Source organism: Variovorax sp. Soil_C_12 (genome assembly GCF_057657375.1).
In genome coordinates, this window is the sequence record NZ_JBDGIO010000001.1 from 196,751 (window position 1) to 223,625 (window position 26,875).

At 67.2% G+C, this 26,875-nt stretch carries 23 protein-coding genes; 10 read left to right on the plus strand and 13 right to left on the minus strand.

Annotation, left to right across the window (positions count from 1 at the left end):
* Positions 1–59: 59 nt before the first annotated feature.
* The 4 genes from AC3A6X_RS01015 to AC3A6X_RS01030 are packed head-to-tail and all read left to right on the plus strand — an operon-like array spanning position 60 to position 3,669.
* Positions 60–749 carry an RraA family protein gene (locus tag AC3A6X_RS01015; protein ID WP_487840419.1) on the plus strand — a complete coding sequence of 230 codons (690 nt, stop codon included), beginning with the start codon at positions 60–62 and terminating at the stop codon, positions 747–749.
* Entirely contained in the window at positions 746–1,672 is a 927-nt protein-coding gene (locus AC3A6X_RS01020; RefSeq protein WP_487840420.1) for an NAD(P)-dependent oxidoreductase, read from the plus strand. Before AC3A6X_RS01015 ends, AC3A6X_RS01020 begins: the two co-directional genes overlap by 4 nt.
* Before the next feature lie 31 nt (positions 1,673–1,703).
* A complete protein-coding gene (locus tag AC3A6X_RS01025; RefSeq protein ID WP_487840421.1) occupies positions 1,704–2,687 on the plus strand; it encodes a Bug family tripartite tricarboxylate transporter substrate binding protein in 984 nt (327 codons plus the stop codon).
* 46 nt (positions 2,688–2,733) lie between these two features.
* Complete coding sequence (locus AC3A6X_RS01030) at positions 2,734–3,669, plus strand: SMP-30/gluconolactonase/LRE family protein (RefSeq protein ID WP_487840422.1); 936 nt, start codon at positions 2,734–2,736, stop codon at positions 3,667–3,669.
* 21 nt (positions 3,670–3,690) lie between these two features.
* Here AC3A6X_RS01030 and AC3A6X_RS01035 read toward each other — a convergent pair whose 3' ends face one another.
* Together AC3A6X_RS01035 and AC3A6X_RS01040 are read right to left on the minus strand one after the other, a co-directional pair.
* Entirely contained in the window at positions 3,691–4,575 is an 885-nt protein-coding gene (locus AC3A6X_RS01035) for a hypothetical protein (RefSeq protein ID WP_487840423.1), read from the minus strand.
* Between the two features lie 82 nt (positions 4,576–4,657).
* Complete coding sequence (locus tag AC3A6X_RS01040; RefSeq protein WP_487840424.1) at positions 4,658–5,353, minus strand: Crp/Fnr family transcriptional regulator; 696 nt, start codon at positions 5,351–5,353, stop codon at positions 4,658–4,660.
* Positions 5,354–5,574: 221 nt separating this feature from the next.
* Here AC3A6X_RS01040 and AC3A6X_RS01045 point away from each other — a divergent pair, with 221 nt between their 5' ends.
* Positions 5,575–7,812, plus strand: coding sequence for an NADP-dependent isocitrate dehydrogenase (locus AC3A6X_RS01045; RefSeq protein WP_487840425.1), 2,238 nt, complete (start codon positions 5,575–5,577; stop codon positions 7,810–7,812).
* 35 nt (positions 7,813–7,847) lie between these two features.
* On the opposite strand, the gene AC3A6X_RS01050 is transcribed toward AC3A6X_RS01045, so the two are convergent.
* Both AC3A6X_RS01050 and AC3A6X_RS01055 read right to left on the minus strand, forming a co-directional pair.
* Positions 7,848–9,578 carry an OPT/YSL family transporter gene (locus tag AC3A6X_RS01050; protein WP_487840426.1) on the minus strand — a complete coding sequence of 577 codons (1,731 nt, stop codon included), beginning with the start codon at positions 9,576–9,578 and terminating at the stop codon, positions 7,848–7,850.
* A gap of 24 nt (positions 9,579–9,602) precedes the next feature.
* On the minus strand, positions 9,603–10,697 hold the full coding sequence (locus tag AC3A6X_RS01055) for a lipocalin-like domain-containing protein (RefSeq protein ID WP_487840427.1): 1,095 nt from the start codon (positions 10,695–10,697) through the stop codon (positions 9,603–9,605).
* 263 nt (positions 10,698–10,960) lie between these two features.
* On the opposite strand from AC3A6X_RS01055, the gene AC3A6X_RS01060 reads away from it, so the two are divergent.
* Positions 10,961–12,145 (plus strand): glycoside hydrolase 100 family protein, encoded by a 1,185-nt coding sequence (locus AC3A6X_RS01060; protein WP_487840428.1) that lies wholly within the window; start codon positions 10,961–10,963, stop codon positions 12,143–12,145.
* Positions 12,146–12,339: 194 nt separating this feature from the next.
* The gene (locus AC3A6X_RS01065) at positions 12,340–14,286 is read left to right on the plus strand and encodes a hypothetical protein (RefSeq protein WP_487840429.1); all 1,947 of its coding nucleotides are present in this window, start codon (positions 12,340–12,342) and stop codon (positions 14,284–14,286) included.
* A gap of 21 nt (positions 14,287–14,307) precedes the next feature.
* Here AC3A6X_RS01065 and AC3A6X_RS01070 read toward each other — a convergent pair whose 3' ends face one another.
* The 4 genes from AC3A6X_RS01070 to AC3A6X_RS01085 all read right to left on the minus strand — a co-directional run bounded on the left by AC3A6X_RS01070 (position 14,308) and on the right by AC3A6X_RS01085 (position 18,416).
* Positions 14,308–15,408, minus strand: a complete 1,101-nt coding sequence (locus AC3A6X_RS01070; protein WP_487840430.1) for a TAXI family TRAP transporter solute-binding subunit — start codon at positions 15,406–15,408, stop codon at positions 14,308–14,310.
* Positions 15,409–15,490: 82 nt separating this feature from the next.
* Positions 15,491–16,372 carry a hypothetical protein gene (locus tag AC3A6X_RS01075; protein ID WP_487840431.1) on the minus strand — a complete coding sequence of 294 codons (882 nt, stop codon included), beginning with the start codon at positions 16,370–16,372 and terminating at the stop codon, positions 15,491–15,493.
* 54 nt (positions 16,373–16,426) lie between these two features.
* A complete protein-coding gene (locus tag AC3A6X_RS01080) occupies positions 16,427–17,932 on the minus strand; it encodes a hypothetical protein (protein WP_487840432.1) in 1,506 nt (501 codons plus the stop codon).
* Between the two features lie 94 nt (positions 17,933–18,026).
* Positions 18,027–18,416, minus strand: coding sequence for an OsmC family protein (locus AC3A6X_RS01085; RefSeq protein ID WP_309965595.1), 390 nt, complete (start codon positions 18,414–18,416; stop codon positions 18,027–18,029).
* 72 nt (positions 18,417–18,488) lie between these two features.
* Between AC3A6X_RS01085 and AC3A6X_RS01090 the strand changes: the two genes are divergently transcribed.
* The 3 genes from AC3A6X_RS01090 to AC3A6X_RS01100 all read left to right on the plus strand — a co-directional run bounded on the left by AC3A6X_RS01090 (position 18,489) and on the right by AC3A6X_RS01100 (position 22,091).
* Positions 18,489–19,319 (plus strand): urease accessory protein UreD, encoded by an 831-nt coding sequence (locus AC3A6X_RS01090; RefSeq protein WP_487840433.1) that lies wholly within the window; start codon positions 18,489–18,491, stop codon positions 19,317–19,319.
* 70 nt (positions 19,320–19,389) lie between these two features.
* Complete coding sequence (locus AC3A6X_RS01095; RefSeq protein ID WP_487840434.1) at positions 19,390–20,181, plus strand: hydroxyacylglutathione hydrolase; 792 nt, start codon at positions 19,390–19,392, stop codon at positions 20,179–20,181.
* Between the two features lie 470 nt (positions 20,182–20,651).
* A complete protein-coding gene (locus AC3A6X_RS01100) occupies positions 20,652–22,091 on the plus strand; it encodes an MFS transporter (protein WP_487840435.1) in 1,440 nt (479 codons plus the stop codon).
* On the opposite strand, the gene AC3A6X_RS01105 is transcribed toward AC3A6X_RS01100, so the two are convergent.
* The 5 genes from AC3A6X_RS01105 to AC3A6X_RS01125 all read right to left on the minus strand — a co-directional run bounded on the left by AC3A6X_RS01105 (position 22,081) and on the right by AC3A6X_RS01125 (position 26,836).
* Positions 22,081–22,767, minus strand: a complete 687-nt coding sequence (locus tag AC3A6X_RS01105; RefSeq protein WP_487840436.1) for a GntR family transcriptional regulator — start codon at positions 22,765–22,767, stop codon at positions 22,081–22,083. The genes AC3A6X_RS01100 and AC3A6X_RS01105 overlap by 11 nt on opposite strands.
* A gap of 72 nt (positions 22,768–22,839) precedes the next feature.
* A complete protein-coding gene (hydA, locus tag AC3A6X_RS01110; RefSeq protein ID WP_487840437.1) occupies positions 22,840–24,294 on the minus strand; it encodes a dihydropyrimidinase in 1,455 nt (484 codons plus the stop codon).
* A gap of 11 nt (positions 24,295–24,305) precedes the next feature.
* Positions 24,306–25,028 carry an amino acid ABC transporter permease gene (locus AC3A6X_RS01115; protein ID WP_487840438.1) on the minus strand — a complete coding sequence of 241 codons (723 nt, stop codon included), beginning with the start codon at positions 25,026–25,028 and terminating at the stop codon, positions 24,306–24,308.
* 14 nt (positions 25,029–25,042) lie between these two features.
* Positions 25,043–25,873, minus strand: a complete 831-nt coding sequence (locus AC3A6X_RS01120) for an ABC transporter substrate-binding protein (RefSeq protein WP_487840439.1) — start codon at positions 25,871–25,873, stop codon at positions 25,043–25,045.
* Between the two features lie 66 nt (positions 25,874–25,939).
* On the minus strand, positions 25,940–26,836 hold the full coding sequence (locus AC3A6X_RS01125) for a dihydrodipicolinate synthase family protein (protein WP_487840440.1): 897 nt from the start codon (positions 26,834–26,836) through the stop codon (positions 25,940–25,942).
* Between the last annotated feature and the right edge of the window lie 39 nt (positions 26,837–26,875).

Sequence of the window (26,875 nt, forward strand, 5' to 3'; positions counted from 1 at the left end):
ACGACTCGGCGAGGCGCAGCTGCGCCCGCCTTCCACCTCTCACACCCGAAAGACCCATCATGAGCACCCCATTGCCCGAGATCATTCGCGACTTCGAACGCGTTCCTGCCGACATCGTCCAGCAGGCCTCCGAATTCCAGCCGGCGATTCTTGCCGACGTCGCAGGCCGCCGCGGCGCATTGCACGGCCGCATCCAGCCGCTGCGGCCCCGCATGAAGCTGGCCGGCCCCGCGCTGACCGTCGAAGTGCGGCCCGGGGACAACCTGATGATCCACGCGGCAATCGCGCTGGCCAAGCCCGGCGACGTGCTCGTGATCGACGGCAAGGCGGACCAGACCTCGGCGCTCATGGGCACCATCATGATGACCGCGTGCCGCCAGCGCGGCATCGCCGGCGTGGTGGTCGATGGCGCGGTGCGCGACAGCCTGGAGATCGACGAGATGGACTATCCGGTCTTCTCGGTCGGCACCAATCCCAACGGCCCGACGAAGAACATCGGCGGCCGCATCGGCCACCCGGTGACGGTGGGCGGCGTGACCGTGCGGGCCGGCGACTTCGTGATCGGCGATGGCGACGGCGTGATGGTCGTGGAGCGCGAGAAGATCGCGTCGCTCATCGGCGCCGCGCGCAAGAAGGTGCAGGACGAAAGCAAGCGCATCGCGGCGATCAAGGACGGCAACACGGCCGCCGCCTGGCTCGACGGCGCGCTGCGCGCGGCGGGCGTGCTCAAGGAAGGGGAGACGCTGTGAGCGCGATCCTCGTTACCGGTGCGGATCTCGCCCCGCAGGCACTCGAACTTCTGGAAGGGCACGAGGTGATCTTCGCCGGCAAGACGCCGACGGAGGACGACGTGGTGGCGCTGTGCGCCAAGCACAATCCGGTCGCCATCATCGTGCGCTACAGCAAGGTCGGCGCGGCGGCGATGGATGCGGCGCCTGCCTTGCGCGTGATCTCCAAGCACGGCAGCGGCACCGACACCATCGACAAGCCAGCGGCCAAGGCGCGCGGCATCGAGGTCGTCGCGGCAGCGGGCGCCAACGCCGCAGCCGTGGCCGAGCAGGCGCTGGCGCTGATGCTCGCCTGCGCCAAGTCCGTGGTCTCGCTCGATGCGCGCATGCACGGCGGGCACTGGGACAAGGCGACGCACAAGAGCCTGGAGCTGGGCGGCCGCACGGTCGGCCTGGTCGGGCTCGGCGCGATCGGCCTGCGCTTTGCGAGGATGGCCCATGCGCTGGACATGCGGGTGATCGGCTTCGACCCCTTCGCGAAGAACCTGCCCGAGTACGTGCAGGCGGTCGACCTGGAAGCGATCTGGCGCGAGGCCGATGTGATCTCGCTGCACTGCCCGTTGACCGAGGACAACCGCCAGCTGGTGAATGCGGGCACCCTGGCGAAGACCCGGCGCGGCGTGATCCTGGTCAACACGGCCCGCGGTGGCCTGATCGACGAGGACGCGCTTCTCGCCGCCGTGAAGTCCGGCCAGGTGCTGGCAGCGGGCCTGGACAGCTTCGCGGTCGAGCCGATGGTTGCCGGGCACCCTTTCCAGGGCGAGAAGGGCTTCGTGCTGAGCCCGCACATCGGCGGCGTGACCAGCGATGCGTACGTGAACATGGGGGTCGCCGCTGCGAGCAACGCACTCGAAGTCCTGGCGAAGCAACAGGCGCCCGCCTGAACACCCCTCGATCGGAATCAGGAGACATTCAATGAGCGCTTTTTCGAGCAAGACCATCCCGGTCGCCCTGGCCGCGGCGGCGATCTATGCAGCCGCAGGTGCGGCTTTTGCGCAGGGGGACTATCCCTCGAAGCCGGTGCGCATCGTCGTGCCCTATCCGCCCGGAGGCGCGGTGGACCAGGTGACGCGCCGCGTCGCCCAGAAGCTCACGGAGCAGACGGGCCAGAGCTTCTTCGTGGAGAACAAGGCGGGCGCGACCGGCACCATCGGCGCGCAGCAGGTCGCGAAGGCCGCGCCCGACGGCTACACGCTGATGGCGAACGACACGACCTACTCGATCCTGCCGCACGTCTTCAGCAAGCTGCCCTTCGATCATGAGCGGGACCTGATGCCGGTCGCCGCCTTCAACTTCGCGCCGATGGCGCTCGTGGTGGGCTCGGAGTCGCGCTTCAAGACGCTGCCGGACCTGGTCGGCTACGCGAAGGCGAACCCCGGCAAGCTCAACTACGGCACCGGCGGCGCAGGCACGACGCCGCACTTCTCCACCGAGGCCCTGGCCAGTGCGGCCCGGATCGACGTGACGCACGTTCCCTTCAAGGGTGCCGGCGAGGCCACGCTCGCCCTGCTCTCGGGGACCATCGACTTCCAGATCGCCTCCACGCCGGGGGTGATGGGGCAGGTCAAGGGCGGCAAGGTGCGGCTGCTGGGCATCAGCGGCGACAAGCGCCTGGCCGCGCTCCCGGAGGTCCCGACCTTCGCCGAGGCCGGCATCAAGGACTACAGCGTCATCAACTTCACCGGGCTCTGGGCGCCGAAGGGAACGCCGGCGCCCGTGATGCAGCGCCTGCAGAAGGAGATCGCGGCCGCCATGGCGAGTGCCGACGTGCAGAAGTTCTCTGCCGACCTCGGCGCGGTGCCCTCGGTCGTGTCCGGCGATGCCTTCACGAAGATGCTGCGCGACAACACGCAGCTGTGGAGCAAGGTGGCCGCGGCCGCCAAGGTCGAGAAACAATAGCCGGAGGCGCTCCGCAAGCGCCGCGAATCCCTGAGGAGCCCGAACCATGCTGCTGCTCCAGCCCCCCGAAGTCCGCGACCTGGACGTTTTCACGCGCATGCCCGAGCGCTGGCGCCGAACCGGCCGGCGCAGCGCATGGGCCGATGCGAACCGGGGCGGAGCGCCGGTCGATTCCTTCCTGGAAGGCCCGGTCTTCGATGCGGCCGGCAACCTCTACGTGACCGACATTCCGTGGGGGCGCGTTTTCCGCATCGACCCTGCGGGCGAATGGGACCTGGTCTCGGAATTCGACGGCGAGCCCAACGGCATGAAGTTCGCCGATGAGCGCACGCTCATCATCACGGACTACAAGAACGGCCTGATGGCGCTGGATGTCGTCAGCGGCGCGCTCAAGCCCTACCTCGAGCGCCGCAACAGCGAGCGCTTTCGGGGCGTGAACGATCTCGTGTTCGATTCCCGCGGCAACCTGTACTTCACCGACCAGGGCCAGAGCGGGATGCACGAGCCCGCGGGCCGGGTCTTTCGGCTGACGCCGGAGGGTCGCCTCGATCTGCTGCTGAGCAACGTCCCGAGCCCGAACGGCGTCGCGCTCTCGCCGGACGAGCGCGTGCTCTTCGTCGCGGCGACGCGGGGCAACTGCGTGTGGCGGGCGCCGCTGATGCCCGACGGCAGCGTGGCCAAGGTCGGCCAGTTCTTCACCTCCTACGGTCCGAGCGGGCCCGACGGGCTTGCGATGGATGAAGCGGGCCGGCTGCTGGTTGCGAACCCGGGCCTGGGGTACGTGTGGGTGCTGAACCATCGCGCGGAGCCGGTGATCGTGCTGCGCAGCACGGAAGGCATGTCGCTCACGAATCTGGCCTTTGGTGGGCCCTTGCGCACAGTGCTCTACTGCACGGAATCCACGACGGGCACGATTCTGCGCACGGCGCTCGATGTGCCCGGCATGAAGGCTCATGCAGCCCGAGCTGCCAGGCTTCCGTAGCTCGATCGGCGATTGAAGCGGCTACTCCGGCAAGGGGCTGGCAAGCCGCTTGTACTCGTTGCGCTTCATGGTCAGGTAGTCCTCGCGCTCCACTTCGTGCAGCTGCCGCGCATAGCGCTCCGTGCTGTCGAACCAGGCCGCGAGGCGCTGCGGCAGTTGCTTGGGGGCGTCCATGTAGGCGTCGATGGCCAGGTAGTAGCGCATCGTGTTGCGCTCCACCACGCCGCGCACGCCGCCCACGTAGGTCGGCTCGCCCGCGGAGTCCTTGCCCGTCGCGGTGAATCCCACCTTGTCCGAGCCGATGGTCGAGAGATAGCCCTGCATCGCGATGCGCGCCGCCACCCCGTAGGCGTAGGCGTAGCCGAGATGGATGAAGGTCTTGCCGTTGCCCAGCGGCGTCGCCTCGAGCTCGATGCGGTAGTCCCGGGTCGACAGCGGCCCCTTGTCGGCGCTCAGCCGCACGCTCAGGTAGTCGTCGCCGATGTTCGGCGGCTGCCAGATGAAGTCGACGCGCGTCGCCTCCGACAGCGGCTGGTCGAACTTGCGGCCGACCGAGACGGCGAGCGACCTGGCATTGCCGCTCCCGCGCGGTGCACAGTACTTGGTGTTGAGGTGCAGCATCAGCACGTCGCACCAGACGCCGGGCTGGCTCAGGGAAGCGCTCACCTGTTCGAAGGGGTGGTTCAGCACCGCGAAGATGTCGCCGCTCAACTGGCCGGAGGCTTCCGTCGATTCGAGGACCAGCGGCCGCCCGAAGATGTTCTTGTCGATCTGCGTGTGGACGGCGTCGTATTTGGCCCGCAAGGCCGCAGCGCTCCCGAGTTGTGTCTGCGCCTGGACGGCAAGCGGCACGATCAGGAACAAGACCCACAGCGCCAGCCGGCGAAGTGTTGTCGCGGGTTTCATGATGTTGCGCATTGTCACGCTGGCCCGGGCGTCTGGCTAGTCCTTGATTTGCAAGAGGTTGTTTGCGCCGGGGGCGGACGGATCAGGTTGCCGGGTTGGTTGCCGCGAGCCGGTCTTCCAGGCGCTGCCGGTCGGCGATAAGCCGGCCGGCAACGAGCGTCACGACCTCGAATCCGAAGGCCGGGTTCTGGAAGTAGAGCGTCTTGAAAGTCGACTCGTCCATCTGCAGCACGGTGCAGGGGGTGGCGCACCGGGCGGTCAGCGTGCGCCGCTTGTCAGGCGCGAAGAACGCGATCTCGCCGAACAGCCGGCCGGCCTCCATGGTCTGCCCGATCTCGACGAACTCGATCTGCCCTTCGGCGAGGAAATACAGGCGCTTGGCCTCATCGCCCTTGCGGAACAGGATGGCGTCCTTCCTCAGCCGCCGCCGGCGCATGTAAGGGCGCAGCCAGACGCCGGAGAAGTCGTTCGTCGCTGCCGCGACGCGCACGCGGCGCGTGAGGCGGACCATCTGGGCCGCCCGGAAGATGTTGATGGGCAGCAGCGCGCCGTGCAGCAGCACCAGGATCAACGACGGATGCAGCGCGCCGTAGATCAGGAAGCCCAGGTTGCCGCCGATCGCCAGGCAGCGCAGGGGAATCATGGTCTTGACGAAGGAACTGACGATCACCAGCATGCCGGCGACACCGGCCGAGCAGAGCGCAACGATCCCCATCGGCGTTGCCAAGGCCGTGGTCAGGGCGGTCATCGCGGTGTCGAACAGTGCAAGCGTTGGCATCAGCGTTCCTCCAAAAGGGGCCACGCCATCTTGTCTCGCGTATGCGCCTGTTGTCGAGCGAGGCCGCGATTCGGGATTTCCCGGCCATCGGGGCCAGGCCTTGCCCGGGCATTCCCGGGTGCGCCGTCCGCGCCGCGCCTCATTTGTTAAAGTTTGCGCCCGTTCGTCACGCCGTCCGTTCCGTGACAACGCGTTGTTGTTCAGTCCACCCGAAAGCCGCCATGACCGCCGCAAGCTCCCAAATCATCTACACCCTCACCGACGAGGCACCGCGCCTGGCCACGGCCTCGCTGCTGCCGATCATCCAGGCTTTCGCCGCGCCGGCGGGCATCGACGTCGCCACCAGCGACATCTCGGTGGCCGGCCGCATCCTGGGGCAGTTTCCCGAAGCGCTGACCGAAGCGCAGCGCGTGCCGGACAACCTGGCCGAGCTGGGCAAGCTGACGCTGCGGGCCGAAGCCAACATCATCAAGCTGCCGAACATCAGCGCCTCGGTGGCCCAGCTGAAGTCCGCCATCAAGGAACTGCAGGACAAGGGCTACAAGATCCCCGACTACCCCGAGAGCACGAAGACGGACGAGGAGAAGGACATCCGCGCGCGCTACAACAAGTGCATCGGCAGCGCGGTGAACCCGGTGCTGCGGGAAGGCAACTCAGACCGCCGTGCGCCCAAGGCGGTGAAGGAATTCGCACGCAAGAACCCGCACAGCATGGCCGAATGGAGCCAGGCCTCGCGCTCGCACGTCTCGCACATGCACCGCGGCGACTTCTACCACGGCGAGAAGTCGATGACGCTGAACAAGGCGCGCGACGTGAAGATGGAACTGATCACCAAGAGCGGCAAGGCCATCGTGCTCAAGCCGAAGGTGTCGCTGCTCGAGCGCGAGGTGATCGACTCCATGTTCATGAGCAAGAAGGAACTGCTCGAGTTCTACGAGCGGCAGATCCAGGACGCGCACAAGACGGGCGTGATGTTCTCGCTGCACGTCAAGGCCACCATGATGAAGGTGTCGCACCCCATCGTGTTCGGCCACTGCGTCAAGATCTTCTACCGCGAGGCCTTCGAGAAGCACGCCAAGCTGTTCGAGGAGCTGGGCGTGAACGTCAACAACGGCATGGTCGACCTGTACAACAAGATCGGCACGCTGCCGCAAAGCACGCAGGACGAGATCCGGCGCGACCTGCACGCCTGCCACGAGCATCGCCCCGAGCTGGCGATGGTGGATTCGGCCAAGGGCATCACCAACTTCCATTCGCCCAACGACGTGATCGTCGATGCCTCGATGCCCGCGATGATCCGCAACGGCGGCAAGATGTACGGTGCCGACGGCCGGCTGAAGGACGTAAAGGCCGTGATGCCCGAGAGCACCTTCGCCCGCATCTACCAGGAGATCATCAACTTCTGCAAGTGGCACGGCGCCTTCGACCCCAGGACCATGGGCACCGTGCCCAACGTCGGCCTGATGGCGCAGCAGGCCGAGGAATACGGCTCGCATGACAAGACCTTCGAAATCCCCGAGGACGGCGTGGCCAACATCACCGACCTCGACACGGGCGAGGTGCTGCTCAGCCAGAACGTGGAAGCGGGCGACATCTGGCGCATGTGCCAGGTCAAGGACGCCGCCATCCGCGACTGGGTCAAGCTCGCCGTCACGCGCGCGCGCAACTCGGGCATGCCGGTAGTGTTCTGGCTCGACGCCTACCGCCCGCACGAGGCGCAGGTCATCACCAAGGTCAAGATGTACCTGCACGAGCACGACACCACCGGGCTGGACATCCAGATCATGAGCCAGGTGCGCGCCATGCGCTACACGCTGGAGCGCGTGGTCCGCGGGCTGGACACCATCAGCGCCACCGGCAACATCCTGCGCGACTACCTCACGGACCTGTTCCCCATCATGGAGCTGGGCACCTCGGCCAAGATGCTGTCGATCGTTCCCCTGATGGCCGGCGGCGGCATGTACGAAACGGGCGCCGGCGGCTCGGCCCCCAAGCACGTGCAGCAGCTGGTCGAGGAGAACCACCTGCGCTGGGATTCGCTGGGCGAGTTCCTCGCGCTGGCCGTGAGCCTGGAGGACCTGGGCATCAAGACCCAGAACGCCAAGGCCAAGGTGCTGGCCAAGGCACTCGACGCCGCCACCGGCAAGCTGCTGGACAACAACAAGGGCCCTTCGCCCAAGACCGGCCAGCTCGACAACCGCGGCAGCCACTTCTACCTGGCGCTCTACTGGGCCCAGGCCCTGGCCGAGCAGACCGAGGACAAGGAACTGGCCGCCCACTTCAAGCCGCTCGCCGAGACCCTGGCCGCCAACGAGCAGAAGATCGTGGACGAGCTCGCCGCCGTGCAGGGCCAGCCGGCCGACATCGGCGGCTACTACCTGCCCGACGTGCGCAAGACCGAGGCGGTGATGCGGCCGAGCGCCACGTTCAACGCGGCGCTGGCTGCCGCGGCGTGCTGAGGGCCCGATAGCGCCAAGGCTGCCCGGCCTGGGCTTCAGGTCAACACCGCCAGCAGGCCGGCGGCGCCGATCCCCACCGCCGCCAGCGCATCGCCGGCGATCAGGCCGCCGCCGAACAGCGAAGCGCTGCTCATGTCCTCCGGCACGTCGCGCCGCGCGGGCTCGCGGGCCGCCAGCAGGCTGCCCGCGACGCCGCCCGCGCCGAGCCACAGCGAGGTCGGCAGGCTGACGAAGCCGCCGAAAGACAGCGCATAGGGCGAAGGCAGCACGATGGCGTCGAGCACGAAGCTGCGCGGGCGCAGCCACTTGCGCAACAGCTCGATCGCCAGGCCGACCGCGATGCCCACGCCGATGGCGGTGCGCTGGAAGGGCTGGTCGTCGGTCAGGCTGCGCAGCACGCCCACGAACTTGTAGGTCATGGCGGAGCTCCAGCCGGCCGGCTGCTGATCCGCCTTCAGCACGGTCTGGTCCTGCAGCAGCGCCGGATAGGCCGCCATGAACAGCCGCGCGAACACCACCGCCAGCATGGCGCCCATGACGATGCCGAGCACCTGGTAGCGGAACTGCAGCACGCGCGGCGTGCCGAGCCGCCAGCCGGTGGAGCGGTCCTGCTGCATGTCGCAGGCCACGCTGGTCGCCACCAGCAGCACCGCACCGGCCATCAGGCCCACGCCCGGGTCGCGCAGGCCGAGGGCGGCGAGGATGACGATCGTCACGACGAAGGCCGAGGAGATCGGATTGGAGTCGCTGATGCCCACCGAGATGCCGTTCACCAGCGCAAAGAGAAAGACCAGCGCCACCGCCACCACCAGGAAGAAGACGGGCTGCCCCAGCAGCCAGTGGCCGCAGGCCACCGTGGCGGCCGCCCAGACAATCACCCACAGCACGAGGCGCGTGCTGTTGACGCGCCGCCAGTCGTCGACCACAAGCGGCGGCGCATCGCGCACCGCCTGCTGCCGCGCCCGCGGCAGGGCGCGCGCGAAGATCACCGCGAGATCGACCAGGGCCGCGCCCATGATCGTTCCCAGCGCGATGAGGAACATGATCTTGCGCGGCGGGTCGCCGGCCTGCAGCCAGCCGATCGAGACGAAGTACGGCTGCAGCGCGACGCCGATCAGCCCGCCCACCACCGCCGGGATGCCGATGCGCGCGCCGATCACGAGCCCCGCGCCGAAGGTGGAAGCCGACAGCTCGATGGCTCCCAGCAGCGGCAGGCGGGCCGAGGCCAGTCCCGCAATCAGCCCGGCGGCAACGCCGCTGCCCAGCTGCCGTACCGAGCGCCGCAGCAGCCGGGTGTCGGTCAGCGCCCGCAGGATGTTGGCGACCGCCAACCCCGAGGGAAAGACCAGGCGCATGCGGTCCACCACCACCGGCGTGTAGAGCATGCCCACGCCCACGCCGAACATGCCCACGCAGGTGAGGTACAGCACCATCTGCCAGGCCGGCGGCTGCGGCAGCCCCATCCACGCCATGGCCTGCAGCAGCACGCCCAGGCCGCTCATGCTGGCGACCGAGGCAGCGGCCGTCTGGATGTAGTTGGCGCCGTGCCGCCCGGCCGCGCCATAGCCCGCGGTCACCGCGGAGCCGAGCAGCCCCGCCAGCACCTGCCCGCCGACGAAGAAGCCCAGCGAGAAGTTCATGTACGCCGCCGTCACGCCGGCCAGCGGGCCCAGCACGAGCATGCCCGTGAGCGCCAGCAGGAGGTGGTATTTCCAGCTGCCCTGGGTGGGCAGCCAAGGCCAGCGGGCGCCCGGGGGTGGATCCATGGATCTGCCTGCGCCGGCGCGATGTCACTTGCTCTTCGACTGCCGGGCACTCAAGCGGTCGTAGCCGCTCAACTCCAGGAAGCCCTGCCCCTCCTGGCTGCCGCTCACCTTGACGGGCCCTTCCCAATAGACGTTGCCGGTGGTCCAGCCCGAATCGAATTCGCTGTCGGGCACGAAAGGCTTGACGTTCAGCACGCCCGACGCAAGCTTGATGCGCCACTCGACGACGTAGGGGATGTTCGTCTTCGGGCTCGTCCAGGTGGTGCCGGGCAGCAGCTCGACTTCGCCCGGCTGGAGCGGCCTGGACCCCTTGGCGTCCGACAGCGTGCCCGCGGTCATGATCTTGCGGCCGTCCACGTCGAAGAGCTCATAGAGCATCAGGTCGGATCCATCCGCCAGGTGCAGGGCGAACCAGTTCCAGCCCAGCGTCAGGACATCGAACTCGCCCCACTGATGATCGAACCAGAGCTCGCCACTCACCGGAAGCGACTTCCCGGCAATGGCGATGCTGCCGCGCGCCGGAAGCCGGGGGCGCGAGTAGTAGTAGCTGATCCCGCTCTTGCCGAAATCGAGCAGGCCCGGCGTCTCCGAGCCCGGCGCGCGGTGCGCGACGGTCGGGCCCGAGACGCCCAGGTCGAAGGCGATGGAGGCGCCGTCGAAGCCGGCCCGCAGCACATGGGACGAAGGCGATGCAGCCAGCTGCCAGCCCTGCTCCCTGAAGTCGAAGCCGTTGGGGACGTTCGTCGCCGGGGTGCCGCCGGTCCGGGTCTGGCTGGCGTAGCGCTTGCCGGTCTGAAGGTCGGTCAATGCCGCGTGCATGACGGTGTGCTTGACCAGCCCGTTGGCCACGAAGACGACCATGTGGAAGGCATAGCGCTGGCCCGCTTCCGCGTTGAGGATGCCGCTGTAGTACCACCATTCCATCGCGGAGCCATGGGGCGCATCGTCCGCCGGCAGGTTGAGCGGCGGGAGCGCGGCGGTTCGCTCGACCGGCTTGCGGCTGGCGTCGGTCCGTGCTTCGGCCGCCGCGACGGCAGCCGGCTCACGCTCGGTGGTCCAGAGGTAGTCCAGGCCCGCGACGATGACCGCCGTGACGCCCACCAGCGCGGCGAAGAACACGATCCATCCCCTTCTTCTCGCCCGCGCCCGCGCGCGGGAGGAACGCGAGCGTCCCGAGGCGGAACGCCTGCGGCGCTTTGGAAGGGGGTCGTCGGCATTCATGTTCGGGCGTCTTTCGTCTTATGGTGGAGACTCGATCGTCAGCCATCTTAGCGACGCAAGCTCTGGACCGAAGGCGCACTTCAGCGTGCACACACGCAGCGGTTTACCCTTTGAATGAATGCCCGGACAAATCAGCACCCGCTGGCAACGACCTACGAGCCATGACCCATCTCGACGCCCCCGCCCTCGCCATGATCGACCGCTGCGCCCAGGCCTCGCTCGATCTCCTGCAGCGCAACCTGACCCCGCACGGCATCCTGGCCGCCAGCCGCACCGAGGCGGCCGAGGCGCGGCGCTACACGCGCATCTTCGGGCGCGATGCCGCGATCTGCGTGATGGCGATGTGCGGCAGCGGCGTGCCCGCGCTGGAGCAGGGCGCGGTGGCGAGCCTCGACGCGCTGGCGGCGCAGCAGGCGGCCAATGGGCAGATCCCCAAGTACGTGGACCCGGAAGGCCGTGATGCCGACTTCTGGTACCTGGGCTGCATCGACGCCACCTTGTGGTGGCTGATCGCGGTGGACCATGTGCGCCGGCATGGCAACGTCGGCCCGTCGCACTGGAGCAGCGAAGTGGGCCGCGCGATCGGCTGGCTGCTGGCGCAGGAGCACCAGCACTTCCGGCTGCTGCAGCAGAACGAGGCCAGCGACTGGGCCGACATCATGCCGCGCTCGGGCTACGTGCTCTACACCAACACGCTGTGGTACGAGGTCAAGCGCCGCTACGCGCTCGAGCACGCCGAGGAGACGCAGTACCACTTCAACCACCTGTTCAATCCCTTCCAGCGCGAGTTGCCCAAGTACCACCGCGCGCGGCTGCTGCGGCACTATGCGCGCCGCGGCCGGCGCGACCCCGGCCTGTACCTGAGCTTCGTCAATCTCTCGGTGGTCGGCCACGAAGGGGACGTGTTCGGCAACATCCTGGCGATCCAGAGCGGACTGGCGGACACCGCCATGGCCTACCGCATCGTCGAGACCCTCAGCGCGGCGAATGCCAGCGTGCCGTATCCGGTGCGCGTAGTGCTGCAACCGCTGTCGCCCCAGCACCCGCTGTGGCGGCTCTACATGGGGCGCCACCAGCAAAACCTCGTGCACCAGTACCACAACGGCGGCATCTGGCCCTTCGTCGGTGGCTTCTGGGTGTTGATGCTGGCGCGGCTGGGGCTGCACGCGCCGGCCTGGTCCGAGCTCGCGCGGCTGGCACAGGTGAACGCGCTCAACGACTGGCGCTTCACCGAGTGGTTCCACGGCCGGACGCTGGCGCCGAGGGGGATGGCCGGCCAGAGCTGGAATGCGGCGACCTTCCTGCTGGCCAGGCGGGCGCTGCGGGGCAACGCAGGGGGCTGGTGACCCGGGTCCTCCCGCCTCAAAAAATGCCAAGGAACCCTTCGGGCAGCGCCGTTACTTATTACGGCTTGCTCGAGTCACTCTCCGGGTTCCTAGTTAATTCCTCATTGGAAAATCATTCAATGAAATTTTCCTGTCTCAGTAGGGCCTATTCGGGCAGCCATTTACCTTGCCTCAAAAATTTTTCAGGACCTTGTATGAGACCTTTCAAAACCGCACCCCAAACCGAGACCATTTCTTATCCGTCTCATCCTGACTTTTACTCGCGCAAAGCTTCTGTGAGCACGCAAAGCCTGAAACAAATCAAATCATGGCCATCCGAAATACTCGAATATGTAAGATTGGGTCGCGTCGACCTTCGAGTGGTATCCTGGGCCATCGAAAATAATGAATCGAAGCTCTTTTGGCAACTTCTTAACGAAAAAAAAGACGAGGCAAATCCTATGGAGAAAGAGATCGTTCAGCAAATGCAAATTTCGCGGCGAGACTCAGTTATACAACTGGCATCTGCCATCGAATTCCTTCCCAGCGAACAAATAAATCCAGGCAACATTGAAAAATTCATCTTGTTCCTGGAGATGCCTGGCCTGAACATCACCAAGCTTCAACTGGATATTTCACCTCTTTGTGGAAATGATCTAACAAATTTCCAGAAACTGCTCGGCGCAATCGACGCCCTCGCTCATCAGCCAGAACTCCAAATCAAAGTGGATGGTCGATCCGAGGGCGAGCTCTCTCTGAACCTATGCTATGCACTCGCGCGCTCGAAGGTTTGTTTGTCAACATTGGATATACGGAAATGGATTTTCACCTGTGCACTTGACTTAAGGACGACTAGCAAGAAGCATCACGAATACAAATCACAAGCCAGCAAATTGATAGAAGCACTACCAATCTCACCAATACCGGAGCAAGCGGCTCTCGCCGAAGAACTAGCGCAACTCGCCTTTAATTGGGGCAATGACATTTTATTGCCGGCTGCCTGCACACTGGCTCCGCATTGCAAAATAAAAATTCAAGAACCGCCCTCCCAAACGCAATGCATTCTTGTTGATGTCTCCAAAGTTCCCTGTGTTTTCCATTTGAATTTGACATCGGCCGGCCTCGATGAGTTTGTCTATGAATTAAAGTATTATCGCGGCAAAGAAATATTTAACGACATGACGCTGACGATCACTGAAGATATCAGTCAGGAATCCGCTGTCCACTTTATCGAAAGCCTCGCTGGATTGCCGTCGATCGAGCATTTGTCGCTAACCATCAATCCAGGCGTTTCTTTACAGGTTTCCGACTTCAATGTCAGCGCACACCCCCGCGAAGTAAAGTCGTTGATTTTTGATGGCGGACCAGGCAAGAACATCACCTACCTCCGATTTCTACGAATTTTAAACCAAGCATTAATACCAATCGGGCTCTCGATTCGCGTGGGCACACCTGGCGCGGCGGCACATTTTGTCGCGTCAATGCCAAAACAACAAACAGATCGGCTGACACAGTTGGATATCACTTGCACCTCACTCTCCGTTGGGGGAGAGCCATCGCTCTTGGAAGCCCTGGAGGGTTTGCTGCAAAAGACTCCATGCTTGCTCAATATCTCCATCCGATCGCAGGAGCCCTTGCTCGCCGACGAAGCAGAGAAAACGGTTTTTAGCAAGCTGGCCCGCATTCACCAGCCCCAAGCGGATATTCAGATGGAGCACTTTTCATCCTCGAGTGACAGCTGGCAGAGCTATCTTCGCATCCACAAGCAGCAGCTAAGCCTAATGGCTGCGGCGTTCTTTCCTCATCTCAAGCTTGGAAAAATCGGGCTGCCGGCTGATATCGGAAAGCACGCAGTCAGCATCGGCGCGATGTCGAGGGACGATATACCAGCGCTGGCGCTCGTATCGAGAACAATGAGCGAAGCGTGGAGCGACGCATCAGGGAACCATGACCCGAGTGTCATCGTGTCAAAGTTAAACCGTGGCTCGCTCGACGAATCCTCCCTCAAAGCACTGTTGACCTCGCCTCAGGGTCTCTTCGACACGGCCTTGGCGGGTGAGATTCGGGGCATATTGAACCGACAGGCGGGTCGGGACGAGCGCGCCATGCGCCTCCTGAACCGCGTCGCACCGCCCGACGGCCCCACCGCAAAACCCCACTGACACGCGCCGCGGCCGGTCAACTCACCGGTTGCAAATGCCCAGCACCACCTCCTGCTCCGTGCAGGGCCGCCGGGGTTGCTGGGATTGTTCGGATGGCGGCTTGGCAAAGGCCCCGGTGCGCGACACCGCCATCTGGCCGGCGATGCAGGCACGCAGCCGCTTCTCCATCGGCGGGTAGTAGCGCCAACCCTGTCCCAGCGCCGGCAGTTCGAGGCGCACCTGCTTCCACTTGGGGTGCCCGCTGGCCTGGAGCTTGTCGAAGTTGGTGCAGAGCGACTCGGCGAAGCGGCTCAGGTTGCCGACCGTGGATTGCAGGCCATAGTCGTAGGTGACCAGGTAGGCCTTGATGGTCAAGGTGGGTATGTCGTCCGTGAGCCAGTTGGCGTAGCTCGTCGCGCGGATGGTCGCGGGAAAGTAGGTCTTCGTCACGCGTGTGGTTTCAGGCGCCTTGTCGTCCAGCTTCAGGATCTTGATGTAGTTGCGCGCCTCGGGCTTCATGTCGGTGAACAGCTTGGCGGGCTGGCCGGCCACGATGATGGCGACGTCGATCGACTTGTCGACGGTGAGCCTGGCGAGCGCCTCCTCGTTGCTCAGGTACTGCGCGTTGGCGGTCGGTATCGGCTGGCCGAACATCAGCTGGTAGAGCGTTCTCGAGGAGAGCGCGGTGCCGCTGCCCAGCGGGCCGACGCTGAGCTTCTTGTCCTTGATCTCATGGATGTAGTTCAGTGGGGAGTCGGCGCGGGCGACGAAGTAGATCTCTTCGTCGTAGAGCGGCAAGATGAGGCGCAGCGGCCGAATGATGTTGCCTGCATCGGCGCTGCCCGCTTTCGCTTCGTCGAGGAAGGCCTGGTAGACGTCGGACTGCACCAGCGCGAGCTTGACCCCGGGCTCGAAGCGCATGCGATGCACGTTCTCCGCCGAGCCCTTCGACTCCAGCACTTCGAGATCGATGCCGGCGGGATCGGCCACGTACTTAGCGAGATCGCGGCCGATCTGGATGTAGGTGCCGGTCTTCGACGCGGTGACGATCTTGTATTCGGTCCTGGTCGCCGGCGGCGCTGCGACTGCCGCGGGCAGGAAGGTCATCAACATCAGCCCCGTCAGCAGTGATCGGATCGTCATGCCGGCTCCTTCGAGGATGGTTCCTCATGATTGTGATGAGGGCACCGGGCCATGGCCCCGCATCCCGCGCTCCCCGGGCCGTTCACCGCCCGCTCCCGGCAGAGCACAGGGCCAGGGCCGCGAGCGCTGCGTTGCACTCGCTCTTCTCGGGTTCCTGCACGGCGACCGGCGGCGCGGGCGCAACGGCGACCGGCGCTTGCGCTGCCGGCGGCGCCTTGGCCACGGACGGGGCAGGAGCGCCGAGGGCCAGCGATCGGGTTGCCTTGAGAGTGGCTTGGCGCAGTTCTTCCTGCCTGGCCAGTTGTTCCTGCATTCGGCGGTCGAGCGCGTCGCTCAACTCGCGCACGCCGGGATGGCCGGGATAGGCGGCGGCCAGCACGGCCAGTTCGCGCTCCGTGGCGATGAAATCGCCTCGGGCCAGTGCGCTCTGCGCCTGGGCCAGCTGCGCCGTCAGTGCGCGCGACCTGGCCGCCTCGTTCTCCTGGCTGGAAAGGACATAGCCGAGGACCAGGGCGAGCACGGTCGCGACCATCACCGCACCGATCGCTGCGTACTTCAGGAGCGGGCCGCGCTGCGGCGCCAGGGGGTGCGGCTGCACGGTCGTGATGCTGGCCGGCAGATCGTCGGGCCATTCGAAGGCGGCAGGAACGATGTGGGCGATGTCGAGGGCTCCGTCCTCCCCGGCATCGCCGCGCGCGTCGAGGACGGCGGGAAGCTCGGTCTTCTCCTCGACGTCGCGCCGCGGCATGGCCGGCGCCTCTGGCGCCAACGGCGCCCCCGGCTCGGCGCGTTCGGGTGCTGCGCGTCCGGGCCCGAAGGCGGCGTTGGCCGCCTCGTGTCCCCACGGAGGGGCATCGTTCTCGCTGCCGCAGTAGGGGCAGAACTTGACGCGCCCATGCAGCAGCTGAGCACAACGCCTGCACGGCTGCGAGAGCGCCAGATCCAGTTCAGCCAGATTTGCCATGATCGAAGAACAAAGGTCAGTGCAAGAACACCTCACATACGCGGCCGGTCCTCCTCAGGAGTCGATCCGCCAGCCGGGCAGCCGACGCTGGCCCGGGTGATGGAGATACAGGTGGCCGGCATAGACGAAGGGCCGGGTCGCCCACGGCCGCGGCAGGCTGGCCACCCAGAACTGCACGTCGCGCTCGCCGTGCAATTCGAATGTGGTGGTGCAGGCGTCGCTCGATGCGAAGAGGCTCTCGACCGATCCGGGACTCGACACGCGTGCGCACAGCACCGTGGATGAAGAGGTCGACTCCAGCAGGGGGATGATCACTTCGCCGGAGGGTTCGGAATCCAGGCCGTCGTCGGCATCGAACCAGGGCGCGATCCGCAGGCGTGCATCGAGCTGGAAGCAGGCCGACCCGGTGCTCAGGCGTGGCGAACTGGCCGGCCGGATTTCCGGCTCGGCGCGGCCCAGTTGAACGAAGACGAACCGGTGCCCCTCGTCGTCCTGCTGCACGCACTGCTGCCAGAGGTGGCCGCTGCGGGACAGGTACGGGCTGCCCAGCTCGAAGCTCGGCGTGATGCCCGCCGGCCATGGCAGGAGCGATGCCTCCAGCGCGTCGCCGGTGCCCGGCTTGACGATGAGCTGGCCCGCGGACGACATCCACACGATCTGCTGCCGATCGGCCAGCGGACGGACCCATTTCGCCGACGCGGCATCGAGCGCCGGGCCATCGACGCGGCGCAGCGCGGTGCCGGCCGGATCCAGGACATGGACGCCCAGCTTCCCGTCATCGTCCAGCATGGGCACATGCACCCTGCCCTGCCACAGGACCGGCGCGCCCAGGCAGCGCGTGCCGACGGTGCGCGACTCGTAGGTCCGGGCGATCAGGTTGATGGAAACGATGGCCAGGCCGGCATCGGTCGGCATGAAGATCCGCGTGGCGCCTTGCGGGTCCTGCACCGCCATGCCCCAGGCCTCCTCGCCGAGGGAGCTTCCGACGAGCGCATGCACCGCGCCGCAGCGCAGTTCCAGCCAGCGCTCCGAGTGCGGCAGCCATTGGTGGATGCGCCCCCGCGAATACTCCACGGCGAGCAGCCGCGCGTCGCAGGTCTGGCATGCAACGACCAGGAATTGATAGTGTCCCGCCGGAGGCGCCGCCAACTGGCGGTCCGGAAGAGACTCGATGCTCAGCGTCGAGCGCAGCGCCAGGGGCGCGGCGGTCAGGCGCAGCCCTTGCGGCGGATCCTCGATGGCACTGTCGCCACCGAAGGGCGGCAGCCACGCGTCCCGATGGGCGACGGCAGGCGCGGGCAGCGCCTTGCCCGTCACGGGAGAGAACTTGAAGGCCCCCGGGTAGAGCGCAACGGGCTTGCCCGCCCGATCCGCTCCATCGACGCTCACGCGCGCGCCGACGAGGGTCGCCAGGTCGAGCGGGTCGCACGCCGCCGGGGGGGCGCCCCATCCCTTGTAGTCGGCAAGCTCAAAGGCGCCCGTGGTCGGATTGCGCGACCACGTCTGGTCGCCAACCGCCCAATGCTCGATCTGAAGCGCCGAGGCCAGCCAAGTGGACATTCACTCAGTGTAATGACTTGGTTTTCTTGTGGGCATCATTCGTATTGAGGGGAATTACCAACTCCGCAACATCGCGCGCGGGTTTAGATCGAGCTCAGACCAGCCGCGTCTCGATCTCCGTCTTCACCTCCGTCATCAACCGATGCAGCGGGCACTTCCCCGCCACCCGCAGCAGCGCCGCCTTCTGCTCCTCGCTCAACGCGCCGGTGACATGCAGCGTGGAGTCGAGCTTGTAGAGGCCCTGCCGCTCCTGGCTGTCGTCGCGGTTCACCACCACCTCGATCTCCTCCACCGGGATGCCCTTGTGCTGCGCATAGACCAGCACGGTCAGCGCCTTGCAGGCGGCCAGCGCGGAGTCGTAGAGGTCGTGCGGCGTGGGGCCCGCGTCGTGCTCGCCGCCGGTGTCGACCGCGATCTCGTGGGCGCGGACCTTGAGGATGTGGCGGGTGCCGGTGATGCCGTCGCGTCGAACGGTGATGCTCATGAGGGTTCCTTGGTTGCGGATGGACGATGGACGATCGTATAGCGCGGGTGTGCTCGCACCTACACTCGCCCCATGCCCTGGCACGCGCGACTCGAACTCGATTACAGCCTTGAAGAACACCGAAGCGTCGCGCGTTTCCGCCACGAAGGCCCGCTGCGCATCCTGCAGAGCCTCTACCCCGAAGGCGGCGCCGTCTGCCACAACGTGCTGGTGCATCCGCCGGGCGGGCTGGTGGGCGGCGACACGCTGGACATCCGCGTGCGCGCCTCGGCGGGCAGCCATGGCCTGGTCACCACCCCCGGCGCCAGCCGCTTCTACCGCTCGGAAGGCGAGCTGGCGCTGCAGCGCACCGAGCTCCTGCTCGAGCCCGGCGCGCGGCTCGAGTGGCTGCCGCTGGAGGCCATCTGCTTCAGCGGCTGCCGCGCAGAGAATCGGCTCGTCGTGCGACCGGCCGAAGGGGCCGAGCTGATCGGCTGGGACCTCGCGGCGCTGGGCCTGCCCCACGCGGGCAAGCCCTTCGAGCGCGGCACGCTGCAGCAGCACATCGAGATGCCGGGCGCATGGCTGGAGCGCGGGCGCATCGACGCGGCCGACCACCGGCTGCTCGACGGCCCGCTGGGCCTGGCCGGGCATCGCTGCCTGGCCTCGATCTTCTTCGTCGCCGGGTCGCCGCTCGCGCGGGCGCGGCGCGAGGCGGCGCTCGAGCGGACGCGTTCGCTGATCGAGGCCCACCCGCTGCGCGACAGCGCGGGCGCGACCAGCCCCACGGGCGAGGTGATCGTGCTGCGCGTGCTGGCGCCGGTGGTCGAGCCCGCGATGCAGCTGTTGCGGCAGGTGTGGCTCGCCTGGCGCGCCGAGCTGTGGCAGATGCAGGGCGCGGCGCCGCGGATCTGGGCGATGTAGGGCGCGTTCCCGGCAAAGTGGCGGTTCTCGTATGCTTGCCGCTCTGTCCCTTCGACACCAGGAGCACCCCATGATCGTCGAGCGCATCTGGACCGGCAACGCCTATCGCAACTACAACTATTTGATCGCCTGCCCCGAAACTGGCGAGGCCCTTGCGATCGATCCCCTGGACCACCAGAAATGCCTGGCCGCGGCCCGGGACAAGGGGTGGCAGATCACCCAGATCCTCAACACGCACGAGCACCACGACCACACCGGCGGCAACGCGGCGGTGGTCGCGGCCACCGGGGCCAAGGTGATCGCGCACCACCGCGCGGGTTCTCGCATCGCCGGGGTGGACCGCGGCGTGCAGGCCGGCGACGTGATCAAGGTCGGCAGGACCGTCGAGCTCGAATGCATGGACACGCCCGGCCACACGATGTGCCACATCTGCCTGCGCTCCCACACCGAGACGCCGGCGCTGTTCTCCGGCGACACGCTGTTCAACGCCGGTGCCGGCAACTGCCACAACGGCGGCAATCCGGAAGATCTCTACACCACCTTCGTCGAGCAGCTCGCGAAGCTGCCCCCCGAAACGCGCGTCTACCCGGGCCACGACTACATCGAGAACAACCTGCGCTTCACCCTCGCGCGCGAGCCCGACAACGCTGCCGCCGGCGCGCTGCTGCCCGAAGTGAGGGGCCAAGACCCGGCGAAGGCCCAGGTCACGACGCTGCAGGAGGAACAGCAGATCAACACCTTCCTGCGCCTGTCCAGCCCGAGCGTGATCGCGGCGCTGCGCGAGGTCTTCCCCGATCTGCCGGAGAAGCCGGACCCGAAGACCGTGTTCATCAAGCTGCGAGAGTTGCGCAACCAGTGGTGAGTCGCGCCGGGGCGGCGAGCGCCCGGCGTCCCTTTTCCACACCGGCCTGTACGGACCCGCGGCCGCTGCTGCATCCGTAGGCAATGCGTTGCAAACCTTTGCAGGACAAGGGTTCCGCGACTTGTGCGCAGAGTTTTCCACAAGCTTGTCCACGGCAGCGGGGGATGAAATCCGACATCCGCACGCTCGCTCCCCTACTTTGCCGCCCGGCTTTTCCCGTCGTATCGGGCGCGGGACGCAGCCCAGGATTCGGCTTCGAACTCACAGGAGACTTCCATGAAAAGCATCATCCTCTGGCTCTGCGGCGTGCCGATCGGCGTCATCATCCTGCTGAAGGTGTTCGGCGTCTTCTAAGGACGCGCAGACGAGCCTGTGGGAGGTGGCCCCCGCACATGGGGCATGCGACTACAGGCGCGCCTTGCGGCCGGGTTTAGGCTCGCGGGCATGGCCTGCCCCGCAAAGCCGACCCGATGACGGGTGTCCACAGCGACATCCCGGCCCGCCTCGACCGCCTGCCCTGGTCGCGCTGGCACTGGCGCGTGGTGCTCGCGCTGGGCATCGCCTGGGTGCTGGACGGGCTGGAGGTCACGCTGGTCGGCTCCATCGGCGGCGTGCTGGAGCGGCCCGACACGCTGGCGCTGAGCGCGGCGCAGATCGGCTGGTCGGGCTCGCTCTACATCGGCGGCGCCGTCATCGGCGCCCTGCTCTTCGGCCGGCTCACCGACCGGCTGGGACGCAAGAAGCTGTTCCTCATCACGCTCGCGGTCTATGCGCTGGCCACGCTGGCCACCGCCTTCTCTCCCGACTTCGCCTTCTTCGCGCTGTGCCGCTTCGCGACCGGGCTGGGCATCGGCGGCGAGTACGCGGCCATCAACTCGGCCATCGACGAGCTGATCCCGGCGCGGGTGCGCGGGCGCGTCAACCTCGCGATCAACGGCAGCTTCTGGATCGGCGCGGCGCTGGGCGCGGGGCTGAGCCTGGTGCTGCTCGATCCGCAGGTGCTCGGGCCGGTGTGGGGCTGGCGAGCGGGCTTCGGGCTGGGCGCGCTGCTGGCCGTGGCAATCCTGCTGGTGCGGCGCCACGTGCCCGAGAGTCCGCGCTGGCTGATGGCGCATGGTCGGGTGGAGGAGGCGGAGCGCATCGTCGCGAGCATCGAGGCGGAGGTCGCAGCGCAGCATGGGCCGCTGCTCGAACCCCTGGGCCGCGTGCACTACGGCCGGCGCGCCAGCCCGGGCTGGCGCGAGGTCGCGCAGGTGCTGGTGCGGCGCTACCCGCAGCGCAGCGCGGTGGCGCTGGCGCTGATGATCTCGCAGGCCTTCTTCTACAACGCGATCTTCTTCACCTATGCCCTGGTGCTGACGCGCTTCCACGGCGTTGCGGAGGGCCGCGTGGCGCTCTACATCTTTCCCTTCGCACTGGGCAATGTGCTGGGGCCGCTGATCCTCGGGCCGCTGTTCGACCACGTCGGGCGCCGGCGCATGATCGCGCTGACCTATGTGTGCTCGGGCGTGGGGCTGGCGCTGACCGGCTGGGCCTTCATGCAGGGCTGGCTCGATGCGCGCAGCCAGGCGCTGGCCTGGTCGGCGGTGTTCTTCCTGGCCTCGGCAGCGGCGAGTTCGGCCTACCTGACGGTGAGCGAGGTGTTCCCGCTGGAGATGCGCGCGATCGCGATCGCGATCTTCTATGCAGTGGGCACGGGCGCGGGCGGCTTCGTGGCGCCGGTGCTCTTCGGCGCGCTGATCGAGACCGGCAGCCGCGGCGCGGTGGCCATCGGCTATGCGATCGGGGCCGCGCTGGTGATCATCGCCGGGCTGATGGCGCTGCGCTGGGCGGTGGATGCGGAGCGCAAGCCGCTGGAAGAGGTGGCGCCGCCGCTGGGCACGCAGGACGAAGAGCCGCTCACTCGATGAGCGCGCGCCGCACGTCCTCCTGCAGGCTGCGCAGATGCGCGCGCATCGCCTCGCGCGCACGCTCCGGGTCGCGGGCGCGCAGCGCCTCGACGATCGCGCCGTGCTCGTCGTGGTTCTCGCGCTGGCGGTGCAGCGGGCTGTGCAAGCGGAACAGCCGCGCATTGACGCGCAGCTCTTCCACCAGGCGCGGGAACACCACGTTGCCGCTGGCGGTGGCAATCAGCAGGTGGAAGCGGTCGTCCAGGTGGAAGTGCTCGATCTCGCTGTGCTCGCCGTCGTGCAGGGCCTGGATGTCGGCCTCCAGGGTCTGGATCTCGGCATCGGTGATCTTGCCGACCGCCAGTGCGATGGCCTCGCATTCGATCACCTCGCGCGCCCGCATGCAGTCGAAGTACTCCTTGGTGCCCAGCGCGCGCACGGCGTAGGAGCGGGCGTCGCGCCGCACCAGCAGGCCCTCGCCCGCCAGCCGCACCAGCGCCTCGCGCATCGGGGTGCGGGAGATGCGCAGGTCCTCGGCCAGGCGGGCTTCCTGCAGCGGGCTGCCGGCCGAGATCTGGCGGTCGAGGATGAGCTGGCGCAGCCGCTCGTAGGCCTGCTCGGCCAGGCTGGCGGAACGCACCTCCAGCGGCGCGATCGTGATGGTGGCGGGCTGCGCCGGACTGGGAAGGCTTGGCATGCGGGGAAAGGAAGCGAACTCCACGTGGAGCCGGAAAAGCTTATCAGGCCCGCGGCTCCGCACCGGCGGGCCTCACAGCCATTTCTGCAGCGGGTTGCCGGCGTTCGGCGCCCGCGGCCGCAGGCAGGGCAGGAACTGGCCGGAGCCGGGCTCGGCGCGGAACTCGCCGTCCTGCCAGACCACGCGCCCGCGCGAGACGGTGATGCCGGGCCAGGCGCGCAGCTTCATGCCCTCGTAGGGGGTGTAGTCGGCGGCGTGGTGAAGCATGTCGTTGGCGATGGTCTTCTCCTGGCCTTCGCCGAAGATGTCCCAGACCACGAAGTCCGCGTCGCTGCCGACCGCGATGGTGCCCTTGCGCGGATAGAGGCCATAGAGCCGCGCCGGGTTGGTGGCGGTGAGCTCGACGAAGCGATGGATGTCGATGCGCCCGGCCAGCACGCCCTCGCTCATCAGGAGCGGCAGCCGCGTCTCGACGCCCGGGATGCCGTTGGGGATGCGGTCGAAGGAGGGGTTGTCTCCCGCCACCCGCTTGCCGTCGGGCCCGTTCATGTTGAAGGGCGCATGGTCGGAGGAGACGATGGTGAAGAGCCCGCTGGCCAGGCCGTTCCAGATGAAAGGCTGGTTCGCCTTGTCGCGCGGCGGCGGGCTGCAGATGCAGCGGGCGCCGTGCAGGGGGTCGTTCTCGTCGAGCCCCAAATCTTCGGCGCTCAGGAACAGGTACTGCGGGCAGGTCTCGGCATGGATCGGCAGGCCGCGCCCGCGCGCCCAGTGGATCTGCTCGACCGCCTCGCGGCCGGACACGTGCACGATCAGGATCGGCGTGTCCACCAGCTCGGCCAGCGCGATGGCGCGGTGCGTGGCCTCGCGCTCCACCGCCATCGGGCGCGAGCTCGCGTGATAGCGCGGCGCCGTCAGGCCGGCATCGAGCAGCTGCTCGGTGAGCCAGGCGATGCAGTCGCTGTTCTCGGCGTGGATCATGGTCATCGCGCCGTGCCGGCGCGCCGCGGCGAGCACCTCGAGGACCTGCCGGTCGTCCAGCTTGAGGTCGTCGTAGGTCATGTAGATCTTGAAGGAGGTGTAGCCCTTCTCGATCAGCGCGGGCAGCTCGCGCTGCGTCACGTCGCGGGTGGCATCGGACACGATCAGGTGGAAGGCGTAGTCGATCACGGCCTTGCCCTCGGCGCGGCGGTGGTAGTCGTCCACGGCGGCCTGCAGGCCGTGCCCCTTCTGCTGGGCGGCGAAGGGCAGCACGGTGGTGGTGCCGCCGCAGGCCGCCGAGCGCGTGCCGGTGAAGAAGTCGTCGGCGAAGCGCGAGCCGTCGCTGGTGGGCTGGTCGAAGTGGCAGTGGCCGTCGACGCCGCCGGGCGTCACCAGCCGGCCCGCGGCGTCGATCTCGCGTGCGGCGCTGCCTTCGAGGTCTTGCGCGATGGCGGCGATGCGGCCCTCGCGCACGCCGATGTCGGCGCGGTAGCGGTCGCCGACGGTGGCGATGTCGGCGTTGCGCAGGATCAGGTCGTAGCGGCTCATCTCTTGGGCTCCTAGCGTTGCTCGAGCAGGGCGTCGGGCGGCGGCGCGGCCGGTCCGGTCGCATTGCCGTAGGCGCGGCCGTAGTGGCGTTCGATGCGGCGCTGCACGAAGTCCCACGCGGTGGTCATCAGCAGGTAGTACAGGGCCGCGACCAGGAACAGCTCGAGCACCATGAACTTCTCCTGGATGAGCACCTGGGTGCGGCGCAGCAGCTCCTCCATCGAGATCACCGAGGTGATCGAGGTGGTCTTGAGCAGGCCGTTGATGCTGTTGCCCAGCGTCGGCACGATCAGCCGCATGGCCTGCGGCAGGACGACGTAGCGCATGGTCTGCGCGTTGCTGAAGCCGACCGCGCGCGCCGCGTTGGTCTGCCCCACCGGGATCGACTGGATGCCGCCGCGCACGATCTCGGCCAGGTAGGCCGCCTCGTTGAGGATCAGCCCGAGCAGGGCCGACTCGATGACCGAGAGCTTCAGCCCCATCTGCGGCAGCCCGGTGTAGATGATGATCAGCTGCACCAGGAGCGGCGTGCCGCGGAACACCCAGATGTAGAAGTGCGCCGGCGCGTTGAGCCAGCGGCGGCTGGACAGGCGGGCCAGGGCCAGCGCGCAGCCCACCAGCAGCCCGCCGGCGATGGCGGCCAGCGTGAGCCACAGCGTGGTCACCGCGCCGCTCAGCAGGTAGGGGTTGAACAGGTAGTCGGTGAATCCCGGCCAGCTCCAGCCTTGTCCCATGGCGATTCCTTCGCTCAGCCCGCCGGGCCCTTGACGCCCACCGCGCCCTCGAAGGTCTTCACGCCGTACTGGTCGAACAGCTTCTGGAAACTGCCGTCGGCCTTCATGTCGTTGAGCACCTTGGCCATGGCGCCGGCCAGCTCCTTGTTGCGGGCGGCCAGCGCGACCGGGGTCGGGAACAGGCCGTGCAGCACGCGGTCGAAGTCGCCGCGCTTCTGGTATTCGGCGCCGGTGGAGTCGATGGACAGCGCCACCTCGACCTGGCCCGCGCGCAGCGCCTGGAAGGCCATCGCGAAGTTCTCGAAGGTGCGGATGGTCATGCCCTTCATGCCCTTGTCGGTGAGCTGCTTGTCGAGCTCGCGCGCCTTGCGCTCCTCGAAGCCGCCAATCTCCACGCCGATGCTCTTGCCGGACAGGTCGTCCGGCTTGGCGATCTTCAGCGGGTTGCCCTTGGCGGTGCTGATGCTGATGGCCTGGTCTTCGTAGATCAGCATCTGCATGAGCTTGGCGCGCTCTTCCGTGTAGAAGATGCCGGTGTTGATGACGTCCCAGCGGCCGGCCTGCAGGCCCGGGATCATGGCGGAGAACTCGATGCGCACGTACTCGGGCGTCAGACACAGGCGCTTGGCGATCGCCTCGCCCAGCTCCACCCGCATGCCCTTGAGCGCCCCCGTCTGGTCGACGAACTGCAACGGCGGCAGCGTCGGGTTGACCGACATCACCAGCGTGCCCTTCTTGACGAGCGCGGAGTCGGGCACCGGCGACTTGCACGCCTGCGCGTGGGCGCCGCCCGTGACCAGGAGGAAGAGAGCCGTTGCCGACGCGAGAGCGGGAAGCAGTTTCATGGTGATGTCCTTCGGGAAATGAACGAGACGACGAAAGGGGATGGGCCGAACGGGTACGCCTGGCGCTCAGGCGCGAATGGAGTCGAGGAGCTCGAGGCGCTCGAGCGCGCGGCGCAGGTCTGCCGCATCCGCCGCCGGCAGCGGCAGGCGCGGGGCGCGCGGCTTGCCGACCGGCAGGCCCATCATCGTGAGCCCTTCCTTGGAAGCCGCGACGTAGCGATGGCCGCCGACCCAGCGCACGATCGGCAGCATCTTCTTGTAGAGCGCCAGCGCCGCAGGCATGTCGCGCTCGTCGGCCACCAGCTCGAACAGGCGCGCCGACATCTTCGGGATCAGGTTGGAGCACACGGCCACCCAGCCCTGGGCGCCGAGCCAGAAGGACTCGTAGCCGAGGATGCCGGCGAAGACCGTCATGCGGTCGCCGCACAGCTCGATGATGTCGCGCACGCGGGTGACCTCCAGCGTGGACTCCTTGATGTACTTGCAGTTGTCGATGCGCGAGAGGCGCGCGACCAGCTCGGGCTTGAGGTCCACGTTGGCGGTGGCCGGGTTGTTGTAGACCATGATCGGAATGCCGATCGACTCGCCCACCTTGCGGTAGTGCTCGAACAGCTCGTCGTCGGTGGGCGTGCTGTAGAAGGGCGGGATGATCATCACGCCGTCGGCGCCCATGCCCTCGGCCTCGCGGCTCAGGCGCACGCATTCGTCGGTCCACTCGGCGCCGGTGCCGATCAGCACGGGCACGCGTTTTGCAGCGGTGCTGACGCAGGTTTCGATCACCAGCTGGCGCTCTTCGGGCGTCAGCGACAGGAACTCCCCGGTGCTGCCCAGCGGGATCAGCCCGTGGATGCCCTCCTCGATTTGCCAGTCGACCAGCTTCTTCAGGGCCGGCACATCGACGTGCCGGCCGTCGGCGGTCATGGGGGTGATGAGCACCGTGTAGGTGCCTCGGAATGCTGTCATGGGCCGGTCCTGGGTGAAAAATCGGGTGGCGGATGTATT

Bases quoted from the DNA above. Each gene is read 5' to 3' on its own strand.
- AC3A6X_RS01015 (WP_487840419.1), top strand. From the start codon at position 60: ATGAGCACCCCATTGCCCGAGATCATTCGCGACTTCGAACGCGTTCCT.
- AC3A6X_RS01025 (WP_487840421.1), top strand. From the start codon at position 1,704: ATGAGCGCTTTTTCGAGCAAGACCATCCCGGTCGCCCTGGCCGCGGCG.
- AC3A6X_RS01030 (WP_487840422.1), top strand. From the start codon at position 2,734: ATGCTGCTGCTCCAGCCCCCCGAAGTCCGCGACCTGGACGTTTTCACG.
- AC3A6X_RS01035 (WP_487840423.1), bottom strand. From the start codon at position 4,575: ATGAAACCCGCGACAACACTTCGCCGGCTGGCGCTGTGGGTCTTGTTC.
- AC3A6X_RS01040 (WP_487840424.1), bottom strand. From the start codon at position 5,353: ATGCCAACGCTTGCACTGTTCGACACCGCGATGACCGCCCTGACCACG.
- AC3A6X_RS01045 (WP_487840425.1), top strand. From the start codon at position 5,575: ATGACCGCCGCAAGCTCCCAAATCATCTACACCCTCACCGACGAGGCA.
- AC3A6X_RS01050 (WP_487840426.1), bottom strand. From the start codon at position 9,578: ATGGATCCACCCCCGGGCGCCCGCTGGCCTTGGCTGCCCACCCAGGGC.
- AC3A6X_RS01060 (WP_487840428.1), top strand. From the start codon at position 10,961: ATGACCCATCTCGACGCCCCCGCCCTCGCCATGATCGACCGCTGCGCC.
- AC3A6X_RS01065 (WP_487840429.1), top strand. From the start codon at position 12,340: ATGAGACCTTTCAAAACCGCACCCCAAACCGAGACCATTTCTTATCCG.
- AC3A6X_RS01070 (WP_487840430.1), bottom strand. From the start codon at position 15,408: ATGACGATCCGATCACTGCTGACGGGGCTGATGTTGATGACCTTCCTG.
- AC3A6X_RS01075 (WP_487840431.1), bottom strand. From the start codon at position 16,372: ATGGCAAATCTGGCTGAACTGGATCTGGCGCTCTCGCAGCCGTGCAGG.
- AC3A6X_RS01080 (WP_487840432.1), bottom strand. From the start codon at position 17,932: ATGTCCACTTGGCTGGCCTCGGCGCTTCAGATCGAGCATTGGGCGGTT.
- AC3A6X_RS01085 (WP_309965595.1), bottom strand. From the start codon at position 18,416: ATGAGCATCACCGTTCGACGCGACGGCATCACCGGCACCCGCCACATC.
- AC3A6X_RS01090 (WP_487840433.1), top strand. From the start codon at position 18,489: ATGCCCTGGCACGCGCGACTCGAACTCGATTACAGCCTTGAAGAACAC.
- AC3A6X_RS01095 (WP_487840434.1), top strand. From the start codon at position 19,390: ATGATCGTCGAGCGCATCTGGACCGGCAACGCCTATCGCAACTACAAC.
- AC3A6X_RS01100 (WP_487840435.1), top strand. From the start codon at position 20,652: ATGACGGGTGTCCACAGCGACATCCCGGCCCGCCTCGACCGCCTGCCC.
- AC3A6X_RS01105 (WP_487840436.1), bottom strand. From the start codon at position 22,767: ATGCCAAGCCTTCCCAGTCCGGCGCAGCCCGCCACCATCACGATCGCG.
- hydA (WP_487840437.1), bottom strand. From the start codon at position 24,294: ATGAGCCGCTACGACCTGATCCTGCGCAACGCCGACATCGCCACCGTC.
- AC3A6X_RS01115 (WP_487840438.1), bottom strand. From the start codon at position 25,028: ATGGGACAAGGCTGGAGCTGGCCGGGATTCACCGACTACCTGTTCAAC.
- AC3A6X_RS01120 (WP_487840439.1), bottom strand. From the start codon at position 25,873: ATGAAACTGCTTCCCGCTCTCGCGTCGGCAACGGCTCTCTTCCTCCTG.
- AC3A6X_RS01125 (WP_487840440.1), bottom strand. From the start codon at position 26,836: ATGACAGCATTCCGAGGCACCTACACGGTGCTCATCACCCCCATGACC.